Raw genomic sequence first — 18,744 nt, forward strand, 5'->3', positions numbered from 1 at the left:
TCCTAGAATAACTTTGTTCTATAACTTAATGAGAGGCGGAGAAATGGAAATGACTCCGCCTTTTTGTTTTCTCTTTACCCCCAATATTAACTATAACGCATTATGAAAACACATTTCATCACTTTCCTATTATTAGTAGGTATGAGTCTGGGAATCTCCTCCCGGCTCCACGCACAGTCTTCTTACCAGCCTGGTGAAGAAAACCTCAAAGCCCGTGAAGAATTTCAGGATAATAAATTCGGTATTTTCCTTCATTGGGGACTGTATGCCATGCTTGCCACCGGTGAGTGGACTATGACAAATAATAATCTGAATTATAAAGAGTATGCCAAACTGGCAGGCGGTTTCTATCCCTCCAAGTTTGATGCGGATAAGTGGGTGGCTGCCATCAAAGCATCGGGAGCTAAATATATCTGTCTGACTTCCCGCCATCATGACGGCTTCTCCATGTTCGATACCCAATATTCGGACTTCAATATCGTGAAGGCAACTCCCTTTAAGCGGGATATCATTAAGGAGCTGGCAGCAGCCTGTAGCAAACAGGGAATCAAACTTCATTTCTATTATTCTCATCTTGACTGGACGCGGGAAGATTATCCTTGGGGACGTACAGGACGGGGTACAGGACGTTCGAATCCGCAAGGAGACTGGAAAAGCTATTATCAGTTCATGAACAATCAGCTGACGGAACTGCTGACTAATTATGGTCCGGTAGGAGCCATTTGGTTTGACGGATGGTGGGATCAGGATGGAAACCCCGGCTTTAACTGGGAATTGCCGGAACAATATGCCATGATCCATAAACTACAGCCGGGCTGCCTGATAGGAAATAACCATCATCAGACTCCTTTCGCCGGTGAAGACATTCAGATATTCGAACGTGACCTGCCCGGAGAAAATACCGCAGGACTTTCCGGACAAAGTGTAAGTCACCTGCCCTTGGAAACCTGCGAAACGATGAATGGTATGTGGGGATATAAGATTACGGATCAGAATTATAAATCAACGAAGACACTGATTCATTATCTGGTAAAGGCAGCCGGAAAGAATGCGAACCTGTTGATGAATATCGGCCCTCAGCCCGACGGAGAGCTTCCGGAAGTAGCCGTACAGCGGTTGAAAGAAATGGGAGAGTGGATGAATCAATATGGTGAAACGATTTATGGAACCCGTGGCGGTACGGTTGCTCCGCATGATTGGGGAGTGACGACGCAGAAAGGAAACAAGCTGTATGTGCATATTCTGAATTTGCAGGATAAAGCCCTGTTCCTGCCTTTGGCAGATAAGAAGGTGAAGAAGGCAGTACTGTTTAAGAACGGCACACCTGTCCGATTCACTAAAAATAAAGAAGGCGTGTTGCTGGAGTTTACAGAGATACCAAAAGATATTGATTACGTTGTAGAACTTACAATTGACTAATTTTTAGCTAATTCTTCATAAAAGCATAGGGAAACTATCGTTACATACGTAGTTTCCCTTTATTTTTGGCAAACAATTTGTTTATATAGATATAGAGTAATAATTAAAATGAAAAGTATATGATGTCTTATTGGGTATTATTTATTGGTATTGCCGTAGCAAGTTGGTTGGTACAGATGAATTTGCAGAACAAATTCAAGAAGTATTCCAAAATTCCGACAGGAAACGGTATGACAGGACGCGACGTAGCTCTGAAGATGCTGCACGACAATGGAATTTACGATGTACAAGTAACTCATACACCCGGTCAGCTGACCGACCACTACAATCCTGCTAACAAAACAGTGAATCTGAGTGAAGGTGTATACGAAAGTAATAGTATCATGGCGGCTGCCGTAGCGGCACACGAATGTGGACACGCTGTTCAGCATGCACGTATGTATGCTCCGTTGAAAATGCGCAGCGCCTTGGTGCCGGTAGTGAATTTTTCGTCCTCTATCATGACTTGGGTATTGCTGGGCGGTATTCTGCTGTTCAACTCCTTCCCGCAATTGTTGTGGATTGGTATCATTCTGTTTGCTACCACTACTTTGTTCAGCTTTATCACCTTGCCGGTGGAAATCAATGCAAGTAAGCGCGCGCTTGTGTGGCTGAGTTCATCCGGCATTACTAATTCATACAATCATACGCAAGCCGAAGACGCTCTTCGCTCTGCTGCATACACCTATGTAGTTGCTGCACTGGGTTCATTGGCTACGCTGATCTATTACATTATGATTGCTATGGGCAGAAGAGACTAAGAGATAAGATTAATCGTTTTGACGCCTCCATCGTTTTCAAAGACTATGGAGGCGTTCTTTTTTTATTGATGTTTTTTTTAGATATATGCAAGCGTTGCTCGGAAATTTGCAGTAAATTTGCGCAATTAAAATACTAAACAGTAATTATATCATGGCAGCAAAACCAAGTATTCCTAAAGGAACTCGTGACTTTTCGCCGGTAGAAATGGCGAAGCGTAATTATATATTCAATACGATTCGTGACGTATATCATCTGTATGGTTTCCAGCAGATAGAAACTCCGTCGATGGAGATGCTTTCTACACTGATGGGGAAATATGGCGATGAGGGTGACAAACTTCTATTTAAGATTCAGAACTCCGGAGATTATTTTTCCGGCATCACGGATGAAGAGTTATTGAGTCGTAATGCTGTTAAGCTGGCAAGCAAATTCTGTGAGAAAGGTTTGCGCTATGACTTGACAGTGCCTTTTGCCCGTTACGTGGTGATGCACCGCGATGAAATAACTTTCCCGTTCAAGCGTTATCAGATACAGCCGGTATGGCGTGCAGACCGTCCGCAGAAAGGACGTTACCGTGAGTTCTATCAATGCGACGCCGATGTTGTCGGCAGTGATTCACTGCTGAATGAAGTAGAACTGATGCAGATTGTCGATACAGTATTCAGCCGTTTCAACATCCGTGTGTGTATTAAGATCAATAACCGCAAGATTCTTTCCGGTATCGCTGAGATTATCGGTGAAGCGGATAAGATTGTAGATATCACAGTGGCTATTGACAAACTGGATAAGATTGGTCTGGAGAACGTCAATGCGGAACTGAAAGAGAAAGGAATCAGTGATGAGGCGATTGCCAAATTGCAGCCGATCATTCTGCTGAGCGGAACCAATACTGAAAAGCTGGCTACACTAAAGAGCGTGCTGGCAGCCAGTGAGACAGGCATGAAAGGAGTCGAAGAAAGCGAATTTATTCTGGGCACATTGGAAACAATGGGCTTGAAAAATGAAATCGAACTTGACTTGACGCTGGCTCGCGGATTGAATTATTATACCGGTGCTATCTTCGAAGTGAAAGCGCTGGATGTGCAGATCGGCAGTATCACCGGTGGCGGTCGCTATGACAACCTGACAGGAGTATTCGGTATGGCCGGTGTGTCGGGAGTCGGCATTTCTTTTGGTGCAGACCGTATCTTCGATGTATTGAATCAACTGGAACTTTATCCGAAGGAAGCAGTGAACGGTACGGAATTGATGTTCGTAAACTTTGGTGATAAAGAAGCTTCTTTCTCCATGAGTATGCTGGCAAAAGTTCGTGCGGCAGGTATCCGTGCGGAAATCTTCCCGGATGCGGCAAAGATGAAGAAGCAGATGAGCTATGCTAATGCCAAGAGTGTTCCGTTCGTAGCTATCGTAGGAGAGAACGAAATGAATGAAGGCAAAGCAATGCTGAAGAATATGGAAACCGGTGAACAGAATCTTGTTTCGGTGGAAGAACTGATAGCTGCTTTGCGCAACTAAAAGCAGGGTATAGAGTAAGAATATCCGCTTTTCCGGTGAAGTACTTGACAAATGACTTTTTATGTTGTATCTTTGAGAAAAGAAAAGGCATAAATAAGATGAATGTAATAAGAAAAATAGATACATAAATATCACCTTTATACTGTTACTTATAAGTATCAGAAGAACTTGGAATGGGGCAATGATCAGATGATTATTGCCCCATTTTGTCGTTAATTATGCCTGCTACATTTCGTCTCTTACTTAAAAAGGGACGAATATCGTTTTTAATAAACTTGGATACCGTTTATAATAAACGTGCGATAAGTTTATTATAAACAGAATCCGTGTTTATTAAAGGCCGTTTTTGTTTTTGTAAAGATATAAGGATGCGGTTTCGAATGAAAACTGACTATCGGAAACTATATAGAATGGAATGGTAATTATATGTAACAATTACTTTTGGGGATCATATTCTCGGAAGGCTTAATTCTACTTCTTAATTAAAAACTTTGGATATTAGTTTTTAGATTAGACTGAAAAGGTAAGGAGAACCGGACAGTAATTTCTATCTTTGTGCATACATTAAATCGTTAGCAAATATATGAAAAACGACAAACTCCAAAGTAGTATGAAAACAATAAAAAACACGTTTTTTCTAGGCATAGTCTGTGCCGCCAGTGTTGTTTCTTCAGTAGCTCATGAACTCGAATCAAATGAGAAATACCCCGGGAAGTCGGTGAAGGCACAGACAAGAAAAGAGATTGTTACGTTCTTTTCTGAATCTCTTTCCGGTAAGACAACCACTTTTGACGCAGGAAAACCGTTGAAACTGTCAGAAGTAGAACACTATCGTGATGTCGTATGGCAGTTGTGGAAAGAGGCAAATGATGGTTTTAAAGAAGAAAAATTAATAGCTTTGGATACACTCTCATCCGCTTCTACCGGCTACTGGAAACTTCCTGATAGTTTGGAACCAAATGCAGTGATGCCCTATTACTGGGGAATGAAAGGGACAGATGAAATAGGAAATGAACTTCCATTATTCCTCTATCTGCATGGTTCGGGACCCAAAGAGCGGGAATGGAGTACCGGATTGAATATTTGCCGGAATTTTGATGATGCTCCTTCCGTTTACTTTATACCACAGATTCCGAACGAAGGCGAGTACTATCGTTGGTGGCAGAAAGCTAAACAGTTTGCCTGGGAGAAATTGCTGCGACAATCCTTACTCTTGGGAAAGATTGATCCCAACAGAGTGTATGTTTTTGGAATCTCGGAAGGCGGATATGGCAGTCAGCGTCTGGCCTCATTTTATGCTGATTATTGGGCTGCTGCGGGACCGATGGCAGGAGGGGAACCTTTAAAGAATGCTCCTGCGGAGAATTGTAGTAATATTGCTTTTTCTTTGCGGACAGGAGATAAGGATACCAGATTCTACCGGAATACACTGACCGGATATGTACGGGAAGCATTCGATAGTTTGGCGCATCAGCATCCCGGCTATTTCACTCACAAGATAGAACTGATTCCCGGAATGGGGCATAGTATTGATTATCGTCCGACGACTCCCTGGCTGAAGCAATATGTCCGTAATCCTTATCCCAAATATGTAAGCTGGGAGAATTTTGAAATGGACGGACTCTACCGGAAAGGATTTTATAATCTGTATGTGAAGGAAAGATCCGATGAAGAGGGGAAGTCGCGTACTTATTATGAAATGAGTATTTCGGGAAATCATATTTCATTGAAAGTCGATGATGTTGTTTATGAAGCCACGGAGAAGGATCAACGATGGGGAATAGAGATGAAGTTTGCGAAGAAATATGCGCAGGCGCATAAAGGGAAAGTGGTCATTTTTCTCTGCGACGAGCTGGTCGATTTAACTGAAAAGGTGACTCTGACGGTGAATGGCAAAAAGGTTTTCGAGGGAAAAGTAAAGGCTGATTTGAAGAATATGGTTAATAGCTGTGCGGTGTTCTTCGATCCGCAACGACTTTATCCGGCAGCTATCGAGGTAGAATTAAAATAGATGAGATTGCTCAAAAAAAGTATCCCTGGTCGTATATCCAAGAATTACTCTTGTGTACGACCGGAGATACGTATTTATCATAAATTATAAATGGCGTTCCGGATACATTTCCTTCCACCATTCCGGCTGATCCTGTAGCCAACGGGCAAACCATGCCATGATGGAATTATGCCATTTGATTCGCTTGTCATAATCGGAGATGAAATGGTTTTCTCCGTCTACGGTCACGAATTCTACAGTCTTGCCAAGTATCTTCAAAGCGTTGAAAAGCTGGATACTTTCACCGATAGGTACATTGGTATCTACCGTACCGTGTAGCAGCAGTAACGGAGTGTTTATCTTGTCGGCGTTGAACAGGGAGCCTTGTTTGGTGAACAAGTCCGGGTCCTTCCACGGGTAACTGTCGGCTGCGGCGATGGCATTGTAGGAATACCCCCCAGTAACCTTCCCCCCAGTAGCTGGTCACGTCACTGATTCCGGCGTGCGACACGGCAGCGGCGAAAATATCCGTCTGCGTCTGTAAATACTGCGTCATGAATCCGCCATAAGAAGCACCGAGACATCCGATTTTCTTTTCATCCACAAACGGATGCTCTTTGCAGAATTGCTTCGTGCCTTCGATGATGTCATCTGCTGTACGTTTGCCCCACGCATTGACGTGGCGGGCGGAGAATTCCTGTCCGAAGCCAATCGTTCCGCTAGGCTGGATGACGTAGACCACATAGTCACGTGAAGCGAATAATTGTGCGCAATACGGATTACTGATTCCGCGGGTAGTCGGAGTCGTACCGCCATAGTAATATACGATCATCGGATATTTCTTGTTCGGATCGAAATTCGGAGGCAGGCACATCTTGCCAGTGATGACAGTTCCGTCGGAAGCGGTAAAGTTCCACGGCTCTGTTTTGCCTAATTCTATTTTCTCCAGAATCGGTTTCATCGGATCGGCAAGCAGGCTGGAAGTTTTTTTCTTCATGTCATAGAGATAGGCTACTCCGGCATTGTAGTCCGATTGACCGATGTAAGCTGCGATGCCCGGATTGTATTCGGACAGAGCGAAAGCGCTGGTAACATCCGTTTCAAGGTTCAGCTTCTCAAATTTTCCGTCCTTCGGAGAATAACGATAGATGTTTTTGCAATCGCCATCGTCCGTATTGAAATAGATGCACCCATCGCCATGATTCCATTGCAGAGGGCTGACTGTCGGATTAAAGTCTTTGGTAATCGGCTGTATCTTGCGGGTACTCAAATCCATAATAAAGGCTTGAGTATCGAAATCATTGGCAATAGGGTGGTTGCCACAATTCTTTCCGATGCCGCCGAACGCTTCGGGGCTGCCGGTCAGCAATAGCTGCTTGCCGTCAGGAGAGTAGCCCGCGCCTCCAACAAAGCGATCTTCATAGAAAAGGGTATCCACTTTCAACGTTTCCAAATTTACCTGATAAAGTGAGGACAGAGAGAATGGACGTTGAGTGATGTTTTCTTTGGATGTACTGTATAACATGTATTTTCCGTCCGGAGAAATATCTTGCAGATATGTGCTGTGGTTGCCATAAGTCAGGCGCTCGGAGATACCGTCGGCCAGGTTGTATTTCGCAAGGAAACTCCGTCCGCGAGAATTGGGAATACGGTCTGCAGGACTTACGATGCGGCGGAGAGGACCATTTTCTTTGACTCCTTCTTCGCGGGGATAGTAAATCAGAAAATCTTCGTTGGGCGACCATCTGAAACTCTGTTCGGGTATACTTTGCAAAATTGTTTCTTCGCGGAGTGTGGCAGGGTCGAGGGTGATTACGTCATTTCCTGTCAGGGCGGTTACTGTGTAGTATAGTTTATCACTTTTGGGCATCCAGCTCATGCCGTCTCTGAGATTGGTCAGAAGTACTTTTCCGCTCTTTAGTTCCGTCAGTTCGCAATAAGTGCGTGAGCGTTTGGCGGCGTGGTTATCCCAATAACGGGTCAACAGATACTTTCCGCTGGGAGAGATGGAAACAGCGATGGCACGGTTGCCATAAACTGTATTGTCTAGAGAAAAACGCTTCTTTGCTTCTGGATCTAGATTGCAGGCAATGTCTTTGAATTTCTCGTCTTTGATCAGTTCGCATTTCAGCGTTGGTGCCGCTTTGTCATCGGAAGCAGAAAGCAGTTTGATGATTATCTCGTAATCCCGCTCCGGTTCAAGGCTGAGAGCGATGTCACGTGATGAGCCGGAGGTGATGCTGTCTTCTACCGCATCCTTTACTTGCTTGGAGGCTCCGTCAATGAAGACTTCCCAGCGGACGGGGGAGGTGATTTTCAACTTCCCTTTCAGGAAACGTTCTGCACGAATCTGAGTCTTAACCAGATAAAGTTTATTGTCTTTATCCGCTTTCTCGAAGCTGAGATACCCCGCTGTGTCCGCAGTGAGCGACTGCATCGGTGCATCCGGCAAATGTAGTACGACCGGGGTTTGGAGTAACATCTTTTTGGTGTGTTTTTCTCCTTTAGGATTGATGCTGTCGTTCATAATGGGGGTACGAACGCTGATGGCATTCCGGACTTTGTACTGTGTCAGTCGGTCTTGTGCTTGCATAGTAACACCGGTTGCCAGAAAGATGGCCAAAGCCATAGTTCTCTTTTTCATTTGTTTATGTCTAAAGTTAATAAATATTTGATTGCGTGACTAATATAAGACAAATGCTTGAAGTCTGCAAGATTCTGTTCTTTTTATTTTAATATTCTATTTGATTAAGTATCCCATTGAGGAAAGCGATAGCTACTCCGTAATTTGTCATCGGTACATTTTGTAACCTTGCTCTTTCGATGCGGCTCAGCACATATTTGCGGTTGAACATACAAGCGCCGCAATGGATAACCAAAGAATAAGGAGTGAGATCCTGCGGGAAATCAGTTCCCGCCACGATATCTATCGATAACTTTTCTCCAATTCGCTTTCTTAACAGATGCGGAAGTTTTACTCTCCCGATGTCTTCGGATAGAGGGGCGTGTGTGCAGGCTTCGGCTATCAGTACACGGGAAGATTCTGTCAGGCTTCCGATGGCTGAGGCGCTTTTCACATAGTATCGGATATCTCCTTTATAGCCGGCAAAAAGGACGGAAAAAGAAGTCAGTCTGCTTTCTTCCGGTTTTTGCTCGTAAACTGTTTTAAAGACTTGTGAGTCCGTAATAATCAGTTTAGGAGGGCGGGAGAGGGCTTGCAACGTTTCCCGTAACTTATCTGTGGTGCAGCTCATGATCAGACATTTCTTGTCGAGCAATTCCCGTATTGTCTGTACTTGTGGCAAAATAAGTCTCCCTTTGGGGGCTTGAATATCTTGTGGCATGACCAGTAAGACAAGATCTCCTTCCGTTACCAGACTGCCTGTGATGCTTTGCTGATCGAAATCTTCCGGCAACTTTTCCAGAATGGCTTGTCGTATCAGTTCGACGCCTGTCTTCTCTTTGGCACTGACAGGAATCGGCTGGCTTCCAAAAGTCTCCTTTATCCGGATGGCAAGGGATGCGGTGTTCTTCCGTATATCTGCCTTGTTGATGAGCAGAATGGTCGGGATGTTTTTTGCCTTAAGTTGTTCCAGCCAATGAAGTTCTTCGGTGAAGTCCGGTTCTCCGGTTTCTTCAGCAGAGCCACCACCTGCACAAAGCAGAAGGGCGATATCGGTTTTCTCTACGGCTTTCCACGTGCATTCGATACGTCTGTTTCCTAACTCACCTTCATCGTCAAATCCCGGAGTATCAATGAACAGACAAGGACCGATACCGTGAATTTCCATTGCTTTCTGTACGGGATCGGTCGTTGTTCCGGGAGTATCGGAAACAAGAGCGGTATCCTGTCCGGTCAGCGCATTGATCAGGGAGGATTTTCCGCTGTTACGCTTTCCGAAGAGTGCGATGTGGAGCCGGTTGGCATTGGGGGTGTGGACTAAATTCATAAATCAAGCAATTGTTGTAACGTTAATTATCCGCATGGAAACTTGGCAGGGGCACCTTGCCCCTTAAAATCTGAAATCTCTTTTTCCTTCCGAAATATCTTTTAAGTTCCGGATGGCTATTTCTCTGATTTTGGGATTCGGAATCCGGTCGGTCTCTTTGGCTATCAGTTTCATTCCTTTGATTCGGGTGTCTTCCGACGCATAATCTTCGAGGTATTCTTTCAGAGTCATTAATGCATTGGGGCCGCAGCAGTTGGCTATCTGTCCCGATTTGACTAAGGACATAAATCGGTCCCCGGTGCGTCCTTCCCGATAGCAGGCGGTGCAGAAGCTGGGGATATATCCTGATTCGAGCAGCCAATTGACCACTTCGTCCAGAGTCCGGGTGTCGCTTACATCAAATTGTGCGGAGTTATCTTCCGGAAGTTCCGTTTCCGCATAGCCGCCTACGCTGGTGCGGGAGCCGCCGCTGATTTGTGAGATACCGAGTTCAAGTACTTTTTCGCGGGACTCCTGTGATTCACGTGTGGATATAATCATGCCAGTGTAAGGAACCGCTATCCGGATGACAGCAACAATCTTGCTGAATATATCATCGGAAATCGCATTGGGAAAATCCCCCGCATCGATGTCGTCCGCCGAACAGATGCGCGGTACGCTGATAGTGTGCGGACCCACACCGAAACGGGCTTCCAGATGTTCTGCGTGCATCAGTAATCCTACGAAGTCATAGCGATAGGTATTCAGTCCGAAGAGTACTCCCATTCCTACATCGTCTATGCCGCCTTCCATGGCGCGGTCCATTGCTTCGGTATGATAAGCATAGTTACTTTTCGGTCCGGTGGGGTGGAGAGCTTCGTAGTTCTTTTTGTGATAAGTTTCCTGAAATAGGATATACGTGCCGATGCCGGCATCTTTCAACCGGCGATAGTTCTCGACGGTAGTGGCGGCGATATTTACGTTTACACGGCGGATAGCCCCATTCTTGTGTCTGATACTATAAATGGTCCGGATGGATTCCAGTATATACTCCAGTGAGTTGAGAGTCGGATGTTCGCCGGCTTCAAGTGCCAGACGTTTATGCCCCATATCCTGCAAAGCGATTACTTCCTTGCGTATTTCTTCCTGCGTCAGTTTCTTGCGGGCGATTGTTTTGTTTTTGGCATGATAAGGGCAATATACGCATCCGTTTACGCAATAGTTCGACAGGTAAAGCGGTGCGAACATAACGATACGGTTGCCGTAAAACTTCTGTTTGATTTCTTTGGCGAGATGGAAGATTCGTTCTATCAGGTCAGGTTGGTCGCATTCCAGCAGGGTAGCTGCTTCACGGTGCGTCAGTCCCTTGCAAAGAGCGGCTTTTTCGATCAGCTGTTCTATGAATGCGCGGTTGTCTTTGTGACTCCGTGCATATTCAAGAGTTTCCAGAATCTCTTCATGATGAATGAATTCTTCTGCTTGGGGTGAATCTACTTTATACATTTCTTTATTGTTTGTAATCGCCTCTGGAGAAGGAGATTTGATAACCGATCTTTTCCAGCTGCTGTTGCAGTATGTTGAGTCCTTCCGCAGATTCCGCTCCGAGGGAGGCTTTGTTATTATACAGATTGTACTTTTTGCGTTCTTCCTGTGGCGACAAATTGGGCATGACAACATTGGCGCCTGCCAGTATTCCCTGTTCCCGGCCGTCGGGAGTGAGGGTAGCCAGTGCCGTAGTTGCCGGAATCAGCGCCGACGGATGCATCAGACGGAAGATGGATAATAAAAGGAGCGTCCGTTCCACGGTTCCGCTGGGGGACTGGGCAAAAGGTGTGTCGCGATGAGACAGGAAGGGGCCGATACCAATCATTTCGGGGCGAAGCTGTTCGATAAACAGAATATCCTGAATCAGGTGTTCTATCGTCTGTCCCGGACTGCCGACCATTATTCCGGTGCCTGTCTGATAGCCGATGTCCTTTAAATCCCGTAAGCATTGCAGACGATGCTCGCATGACATACCGGCAGGGTGCAGTTGTTGATAATGTTCTTTGTCATAAGTCTCGTGACGCAGCAGATAGCGGTTGGCGCCTGCCTGAAAGAAACGTTCGTATGCTTCCCGTGACTTTTCACCGAGTGACAGTGTTATGGCGCAATCGGGATAACTCCGGTGAATCGTTGAGACTATATCCTCTATCCGTTCCTCTGTCAGTGCGGGGTCTTCTCCTCCTTGCAGCACAAAGGTACGGAAGCCGAGTCCATACCCTTGCTTGCAGCAATTCAGTATATTTTCTGTGGATAACCGATAACGTTCCAGATTCGGATTCCCTTTCCGGATACCGCAGTAATAGCAGTTATTTCGACAACAGTTACTGACTTCAATCAGTCCGCGAATAAAAATCCGGTTTCCGAAATGACGGAGACTGACTTCTTGCGCCTGTTTATTGATATAGCGCAATGATTCTCCGTCACATTCGGTCAGCAGTTGCCGGAATTCTTCCGGTCGGAGTGTCCTTTCTTCTCGCAGTTTATCTATCCATTGTCTCATAGCTTTCTTTCCGCTTGAGCAGCTCTTGTGCTAATTGACGACGTCCTGAAACAATGTCGTTGTGCGTACTCGGTCCGGTGATACAGCCACCTTCGCAAGCCATCACTTCGATAAACTGTCCCGCTGCTTTTCCTGTTTTGGCACAGGCACGCAGCAAGGCTATATTTTTTTTGTTGATATCCGACACTTGGATAGCATTGATCTTGTCCGCTTCTTCTTTCAGATATGCTTTTACGGCTCCCATCACACCACCGGCTTGTGCAAAACCATGTGCTTCGCGGACGGAAGTATGCAGTATAGAGAAAGAATTCACCTGTTCCAGCTGAATGTCCATTCCATCCAAAATAGAACCTACTTCCTCGAATGTCAGGATATAGTCTACAGCATCGTCACGGCGTACCTCTTTTCGTTTGGCTACGCATGGACCGACAAATACAATCTTCGCATCCGGATGTTTCTCTTTGGCGATTCGTGCCGCATAATACATCGGTGATCCTGTGGTAGAAACGTACGGTTTCATTTCCGTCATGTGCTTTTCTACTAGTTCAATGTAAGAAGGACAGCAGGAAGTAGTCATGAATTTCTGGCCTTCTTCCAGTTTTTCCAGCAGTTCGTGTGCCTCATTGCTGGTGGTCATCATGGCTCCTTCGGCTACTTCGATAATGTCGGTGAATCCTATTTCTTTAAAGGCGCCGTATACCTGTTCGATAGAAGTCTTGAACTGTCCGAGGATAGACGGAGCGATGATAGCTACCAACTTTTCTCCTTTCTTGATGTGTTGCAGTACATCAAAGGTTTGTGAAATCTCAAAGATAGCACCGAACGGGCAGGCATTCATACATTTTCCACAGTAGATGCACTTGCTTTCGTCAATATGTTCCACGCCATGCTCATCTTTGCTGATAGCTTTCACCGGACAGGATTCTTCGCAAGGAACGGGGATATATACAATCGCGTGATAAGGACAACTCTTATGGCAGATACCGCAACTGACGCAAGTATCATGATCAATCATTGCCTGACCGTTTTTCTTGAAACGTATTGCATCCTTAGGGCAATTCATATAGCAGCTGCGTGCCACACATCCCCGGCAAAGATTGGTGATTTCATAATTAATCTGTACGCAGGAAGAACAGGCTTCGTCAATGACACACATGATATTTTCCTTACTTGGTTCCGGGCGGTTCAATGCCATCCGTGCATATTCGGAGAGAGGAGTTACTTCGTCGTGTTCATCCGTCATATCCAGTCCCATCAGCGGGAAGGTCTTGTATCTCCATACAGCACGTTCTTTGTGTACGCAGCAACGCCCCAGCGGTTTTGATTTGCGCGGACTCAGCTCAATAGGGAGACGGTCAATTTTTTCTACTAACTGGTCGTTTTTCCAGAGTCTGACAAGGTCAGCCAGCAATTTATGCCGGACAATCATAATATTATTAGTAAAAGCCATATAGTAATTAAAAGGGTTGTTAGTGGGTGCAAAGATAGTAACTAGTTTGCGGATAAACTAATAATCGTTAAATTGAATGTAGCAGATTGTTACATTAATATTTCCGGAAGGATAAAACAGCCTGTATGCAGGAGACTATTTCCCTCCGGTTGGTTAAATAAATTCAATATTTAAGGTTTTTGAAACATTCTTGTCAATTTTTTGTAGCATTTCGGTGTTATCTTTGTGAAACATAAAATAAGAGAGGAGAAGAGATATGAGTAGCAGTATGTTGGAACAAAGAAGTCGTTTTGCGATGATCGGTGCATTAATGATCATCATCAGCCTGATGTTTTGGTATTATATGGGGAGTTCGCTGGTTAGTGCTACAAAGAAGTACCTCGAACAGGTACAGACAATAGAGATCACTTGCGAGTAAAAAACAGATATTTGTTTGTATAGAGCGATAGTTATCCGGCTAAAATCATTACTTTTGCCGCAAGCAAACCAAATAATGATGGAAGAGAAAGAGAAGGCCTGGAAAACAGTAAGTAGCAAATATCTGTTTCGCCGCCCGTGGTTGACAGTACGCTGCGAAGATATGCTATTGCCTAATGGAAACCACATCCCTGAATATTATATTCTTGAATATCCCGATTGGGTAAACACGATAGCAATAACCAAAGACGGCAAATTTGTATTTGTCCGTCAGTATCGTCCTGGATTGGGACGTACCTCTTACGAACTCTGTGCCGGAGTTTGTGATAAAGAGGATGCTTCCCCATTAGTTTCCGCTCAGCGCGAACTGTGGGAAGAGACCGGATATGGAAAAGGAAACTGGCAGGAATACATGGTGATATCTGCCAATCCGAGTACGCATACCAACCTGACCCATTGCTTCCTTGCTACGGATGTCGAACCGATAGATCATCAACATCTGGAAGATACCGAAGATTTGTCTGTACATCTGCTGACTTTTGAAGAAGTGAAACAACTGCTGGAAAACAATGAGATCATGCAGTCACTCAACGCCGCCCCCTTATGGAAATATGTGGCTGAACATGCGGCAGACTTTGAACAGGAATCTGTCGAGAAGGTGGAACATGAAAAAACGGAAACCATCTCACACCGTATCAACGATTTGCTTTATTATCAGAACTCAATTTCACGGTCTTTGTCCCGTTTTCTGAAAGATGAAGAAGTCGAGACAGGAATTTATGAGATATTAAAAGATATTCTGGCTTTTTATCGGGCGGGACGTGCCTATATTTTCGAGACGGACGAAGAAAATCATTTTTATAACTGTACCTATGAAGTTGTAGCGGAAGGAGTAAAAGCGGAAATAAATAAATTGCAGGAAATTCCGGTAGACTTCATGCCGTGGTGGACATCACAGATATTGGGCAAGAAGCCTATTTTATTTGAAACATTAAAGCCGATGCCTGGAATGGGGCAGGGTGAATATGAGGTGTTGTCCCGTCAGGGAATTAAGGCTTTGATGGCGACTCCATTGGTAGTCAATGATCATGTCTACGGATTTATGGGAGTAGATTTGGTAGATGGTTCCGCTTCATGGTCGGACGAAGATTATCGCTGGCTGTCTTCTTTGGCCAATGTAATCAGTATTTGCCTTGAACTACGCAGAGCGAAAGAGAAAGTAATCTTCGAACAAGCAGCTTTGGCACGCAGTGAAAGACTCTTCAAAAACATCTTTGCCAATATTCCTGCTGGGGTGGAGATTTACGATAAAGAGGGGAATCTGGTGGATTTGAACGAGAGGGATATGGATATTCTGGGAATTTCAGATAAGTCAGAGGTGATCGGACTCAATTTCTTTGAAAACCCGAATGTGGATGCCCAAATACTTGAGAGTATACGCAAGAGCAGTATTACGGATTTTCGTGCCCGTTATTCGTTCGAATGTGCCCGCCACACGGGGTATTATCGTCCATTGAAAGCCGGTGTCATCGAACTTTATACAAAAGTCCGCAAATTATATGATAATCATGGTAACCTTACCGGATATATCCTTATTAATATGGATAATACGGAGCGTATTGATGCCTTGAAGCGTATTTCTGATTTTGAGAATCTGTTTCTTCTTATATCTGATTATGCCAAGGTGGGATATGCCAAACTCAATCTGCTGAATCGTCAGGGCTATGCTATCAAGCAATGGTTCAAGAATATGGGAGAGGATGAGAATACACCTCTTTCCGATGTAGTCGGTGTTTACTCCAAAATGCATCCGGATGACCGTTCCCGTATGCTTGCTTTTTTTGAAGAAGCAAAGAAAGGGAAAGCAAAAGCCTTCAAAGGTGAGATGCGTATTTTGCGTCCCGGTACGAAGAATGAATGGAACTGGGTGCGTACCAATGTAGTGTTGAATCTCTATGAGCCGGAAAAAGGCCAAGTGGAATTGATTGGAGTCAACTACGATATCACTGCCTTGAAAGAAACGGAAGCCAAACTGATAGAGGCAAAAGAGAAAGCCGAAGAATCCGACCGGTTGAAGTCTGCTTTCCTTGCCAATATGAGTCATGAGATACGCACTCCGCTGAATGCCATAGTTGGTTTTTCCAGTCTGATGGTGGATACGGAGGACATGGAGGAAAGACGGCAGTACATGGATATTGTGGAAGAAAACAATGACCTGTTACTACAATTGATTTCAGATATTCTTGACTTATCGAAGATTGAGGCGGGAACGTTCGATTTCACCGAACGTGAAGTGGACGTAAATCTGCTTTGTGAAGATATTGTTCTCGCTATGAGAATGAAGGCCAGACCGAACGTGGAAATCCTTTTTGACCGCCATCTGCCGGAATGTCGTATCATGAGTGACCGCAATCGTTTACATCAGGTTATTTCCAACTTTGTAAACAATGCGCTTAAATTCACGGAAGAAGGAAATATACGGGTAGGCTATGATCAGCTTGATGAGGCTCATCTGCGTTTCTACGTTGCCGATACAGGCATAGGTATTGAGCCGGAAATGCAGAACGAGATTTTTGAGCGTTTCGTCAAACTAAATTCCTTTGTACATGGCACAGGACTCGGGCTTTCCATTTGCCGCAGTATTGTGGAACAACTGGGTGGCGAGATTGGCGTAGATAGTGAACCGGAGAAAGGTTCTTGTTTCTGGTTTACCCTGCCGATAAAGTAAAGTTGTTCTTCCTTTGTGCGGTTAGTCCGTGCAGCTCTTTCTGATAAAGACTGTTTAGAGTGCCGGCATGGGGGCACTGACATTTTTTAAGATGTCGCTTTGAGCAAGATAGCTGCTATTATTGGCATAGATAAACATAACACTGCCATCTTTAATTGTATTAATGATGGGCTTGGCTAGTTTTGTCGGGAGGGCAGGACATCCCAGACTTCTCCCCAAACGTCCCGAGGCGGCTACTGTCGGATTGGCGTATGAAGCCCCGTGCACGACGATGGAACGTTCTTTAGCTTTGTCATTGATTCCTTTTTCGAGTCCGTTTAGGATGAGTGAATAGCCGTTTCCGCCTTGGTAAGTGTTTTCAGTGAGATAAAATCCCAATGAGCTTTTATAAGAGCCGTTTTGGTTGGAGAAAGAAGTGGCATAATTCTCTCCGCTGTTTCGTCCGTGTGAGACTACTGATGAATACAGCAGTTGTTTCTTCTCCATATCGAAGACAAAAAAACGTTTTTCGGTAGACGGCTTTGAGAAGTCAATCAGCGTCAGAATCGGTTTACTCTTCTCCTTGATGCGGTTGTAACCGGCGACAGCCTGACGGAATGCAATGAAATTGACAATTCCACCCAACTCCATTTCTTCAAAGAGCTGTTCGCCGGCAGCTAATTCGGACACAGGAGTCGGAAAGTCAGATGCAGGAACGGCCATTGTGTCGACTGAAACATGGCTGAATGGAATGAAAAGGAATGATAAAAATAATATAACTTTCTGAAGCATAGGGTTTAAGCTTGAAATAAAATCGCGGTAAAGATAGGGATTTTTATTCCAAAACAAAAATAATCGTCTCATTAACAGGTGCCCAGTCGAAAATAAATTTGGCATGGGAAGTTGCGTTCCGTACACACATATGTGATCGGGGAGTGGTTCCCAGTGACCAGCTATATTCTATCTGTGTCTTTCGGGGCTCATTGACAGGTACTCCGTGAATGTAGGCCCCGTCCGTGAAGCGGCTGGCGTAAGGCGCATAGCCTCCTGTCTCTTTCGAGCCGTCTTTCAGAAATATCATTTTCACCTTCTTTTCCTGCAGTACGAACATTCCTAAAGGAGTTTCCTGCGCATACGGCGGTCGGTGAAGTCCGGTAGTAGAAGGGTTCATACTGCGTACTACCCATTTCCCTTTTTCCGTGCGTTCCAGTGCGGTAATATTCTGATTATGGCGGTCCACAAAGATGGCTTTATTGAAAACCACCGTATCTCCGATCACTTTAACATACTTTTTAGGAATCATCCATTCGCCTTCTGTAAATATCGGTTCTGCTTTGACAAAGTTTTCTCCGTCTTCGATGAAACGCGTCAGTTCACCATCCTGCCCGTAGCGTTCGGGTGTTACCGTATCCGTCAGCAGATAAAGCGGGACAGACTGGTATCGTTCTACCCCAAGCGTGTCCGCTACCCGTCCGTAGGCATTTCTTTTGAAGTTTTTCACCAATGGAGCTTCACCGTTTCTGTTCTTGTAATTCTGGAGGATAGCCCATTGAGACGGCTGTATTTGTATATTTTCGAGCAAAGCAAGCTGTTCCTTTATTTTCTCCCATTGGAAACTGCGGGTCGTATCTTTATAAGGATATGTATCTTCCAGCGTGTACTTATCATACAGCAGCTCTTTGGTGATTTGAATTTCTTCTGGAGTAATCTTTTTGACGACAGGTTCTGCCACAGTTTCCGCAATTGTATCCTGTGCCAGCGAATCGACCTGCAAAGTTTCATCAGAAGATTTTTGTCCTGTACGTGAAGTGCAGGAACAGAGTACGCAAAAAGCGATGGATATGCCAAAACTTATTTTATTCATATAATCTATACAGTTCATCTTGGGGTTCGTTTACGAATATACGTTATTATAAGGAATAATCCGCTTCTATTGTTTAAAAAGTGTGGAACAAATATGCTTTTTTGCCA

The 18,744-nt window shown here is 44.7% G+C and carries 12 protein-coding genes and 1 pseudogene; 6 read left to right on the forward strand and 7 right to left on the reverse strand.

Annotation, left to right across the window (positions count from 1 at the left end; genetic code table 11):
* The first annotated feature begins 102 nt into the window (after window positions 1-102).
* The 4 genes from HMPREF9007_RS04055 (at window position 103) to HMPREF9007_RS04040 (ending at window position 5,746) form a co-directional block, all read left to right on the forward strand.
* Entirely contained in the window at window positions 103-1,419 is a 1,317-nt protein-coding gene (locus tag HMPREF9007_RS04055) for an alpha-L-fucosidase (RefSeq protein ID WP_008763216.1), read from the forward strand.
* Window positions 1,420-1,538: 119 nt separating this feature from the next.
* On the forward strand, window positions 1,539-2,219 hold the full coding sequence (locus HMPREF9007_RS04050; protein ID WP_008763217.1) for a zinc metallopeptidase: 681 nt from the start codon (window positions 1,539-1,541) through the stop codon (window positions 2,217-2,219).
* A gap of 151 nt (window positions 2,220-2,370) precedes the next feature.
* The gene (hisS, locus tag HMPREF9007_RS04045; RefSeq protein ID WP_008763218.1) at window positions 2,371-3,735 is read left to right on the forward strand and encodes a histidine--tRNA ligase; all 1,365 of its coding nucleotides are present in this window, start codon (window positions 2,371-2,373) and stop codon (window positions 3,733-3,735) included.
* Between the two features lie 610 nt (window positions 3,736-4,345).
* Complete coding sequence (locus tag HMPREF9007_RS04040) at window positions 4,346-5,746, forward strand: hypothetical protein (protein WP_008763219.1); 1,401 nt, start codon at window positions 4,346-4,348, stop codon at window positions 5,744-5,746.
* Window positions 5,747-5,830: 84 nt separating this feature from the next.
* Here the strand turns inward: HMPREF9007_RS04040 and HMPREF9007_RS04035 are convergent.
* From HMPREF9007_RS04035 to HMPREF9007_RS04015, 5 genes and pseudogenes are all read right to left on the reverse strand, one after another.
* A pseudogene (locus HMPREF9007_RS04035) lies at window positions 5,831-8,369 on the reverse strand (S9 family peptidase).
* An 88-nt stretch (window positions 8,370-8,457) separates the two neighbouring features.
* Window positions 8,458-9,675, reverse strand: coding sequence for a [FeFe] hydrogenase H-cluster maturation GTPase HydF (gene hydF / locus HMPREF9007_RS04030; RefSeq protein WP_008763220.1), 1,218 nt, complete (start codon window positions 9,673-9,675; stop codon window positions 8,458-8,460).
* A gap of 63 nt (window positions 9,676-9,738) precedes the next feature.
* Complete coding sequence (hydG, locus tag HMPREF9007_RS04025; RefSeq protein WP_008763221.1) at window positions 9,739-11,157, reverse strand: [FeFe] hydrogenase H-cluster radical SAM maturase HydG; 1,419 nt, start codon at window positions 11,155-11,157, stop codon at window positions 9,739-9,741.
* 4 nt (window positions 11,158-11,161) lie between these two features.
* Window positions 11,162-12,199 (reverse strand): [FeFe] hydrogenase H-cluster radical SAM maturase HydE, encoded by a 1,038-nt coding sequence (hydE, locus tag HMPREF9007_RS04020; protein WP_008763222.1) that lies wholly within the window; start codon window positions 12,197-12,199, stop codon window positions 11,162-11,164.
* Complete coding sequence (locus HMPREF9007_RS04015) at window positions 12,180-13,649, reverse strand: 4Fe-4S dicluster domain-containing protein (RefSeq protein ID WP_008763223.1); 1,470 nt, start codon at window positions 13,647-13,649, stop codon at window positions 12,180-12,182. The genes hydE and HMPREF9007_RS04015 overlap by 20 nt, the downstream gene beginning before the upstream one ends.
* Window positions 13,650-13,917: 268 nt before the next feature.
* On the opposite strand from HMPREF9007_RS04015, the gene HMPREF9007_RS27290 reads away from it, so the two are divergent.
* Window positions 13,918-14,067, forward strand: coding sequence for a hypothetical protein (locus HMPREF9007_RS27290; protein ID WP_162303121.1), 150 nt, complete (start codon window positions 13,918-13,920; stop codon window positions 14,065-14,067).
* 75 nt (window positions 14,068-14,142) lie between these two features.
* Window positions 14,143-16,794 carry an ATP-binding protein gene (locus tag HMPREF9007_RS04010; protein WP_008763225.1) on the forward strand — a complete coding sequence of 884 codons (2,652 nt, stop codon included), beginning with the start codon at window positions 14,143-14,145 and terminating at the stop codon, window positions 16,792-16,794.
* Window positions 16,795-16,848: 54 nt separating this feature from the next.
* Here HMPREF9007_RS04010 and HMPREF9007_RS04005 read toward each other — a convergent pair whose 3' ends face one another.
* Together HMPREF9007_RS04005 and HMPREF9007_RS04000 are read right to left on the reverse strand one after the other, a co-directional pair.
* On the reverse strand, window positions 16,849-17,496 hold the full coding sequence (locus HMPREF9007_RS04005) for a murein L,D-transpeptidase catalytic domain family protein (RefSeq protein WP_008763226.1): 648 nt from the start codon (window positions 17,494-17,496) through the stop codon (window positions 16,849-16,851).
* Between the two features lie 112 nt (window positions 17,497-17,608).
* The gene (locus HMPREF9007_RS04000) at window positions 17,609-18,655 is read right to left on the reverse strand and encodes a L,D-transpeptidase (protein WP_011108011.1); all 1,047 of its coding nucleotides are present in this window, start codon (window positions 18,653-18,655) and stop codon (window positions 17,609-17,611) included.
* Window positions 18,656-18,744: the final 89 nt, after the last annotated feature.

The sequence above is a fragment of the Bacteroides sp. 1_1_14 genome (assembly GCF_000162515.1).
Lineage (GTDB): Bacteria > Bacteroidota > Bacteroidia > Bacteroidales > Bacteroidaceae > Bacteroides > Bacteroides thetaiotaomicron.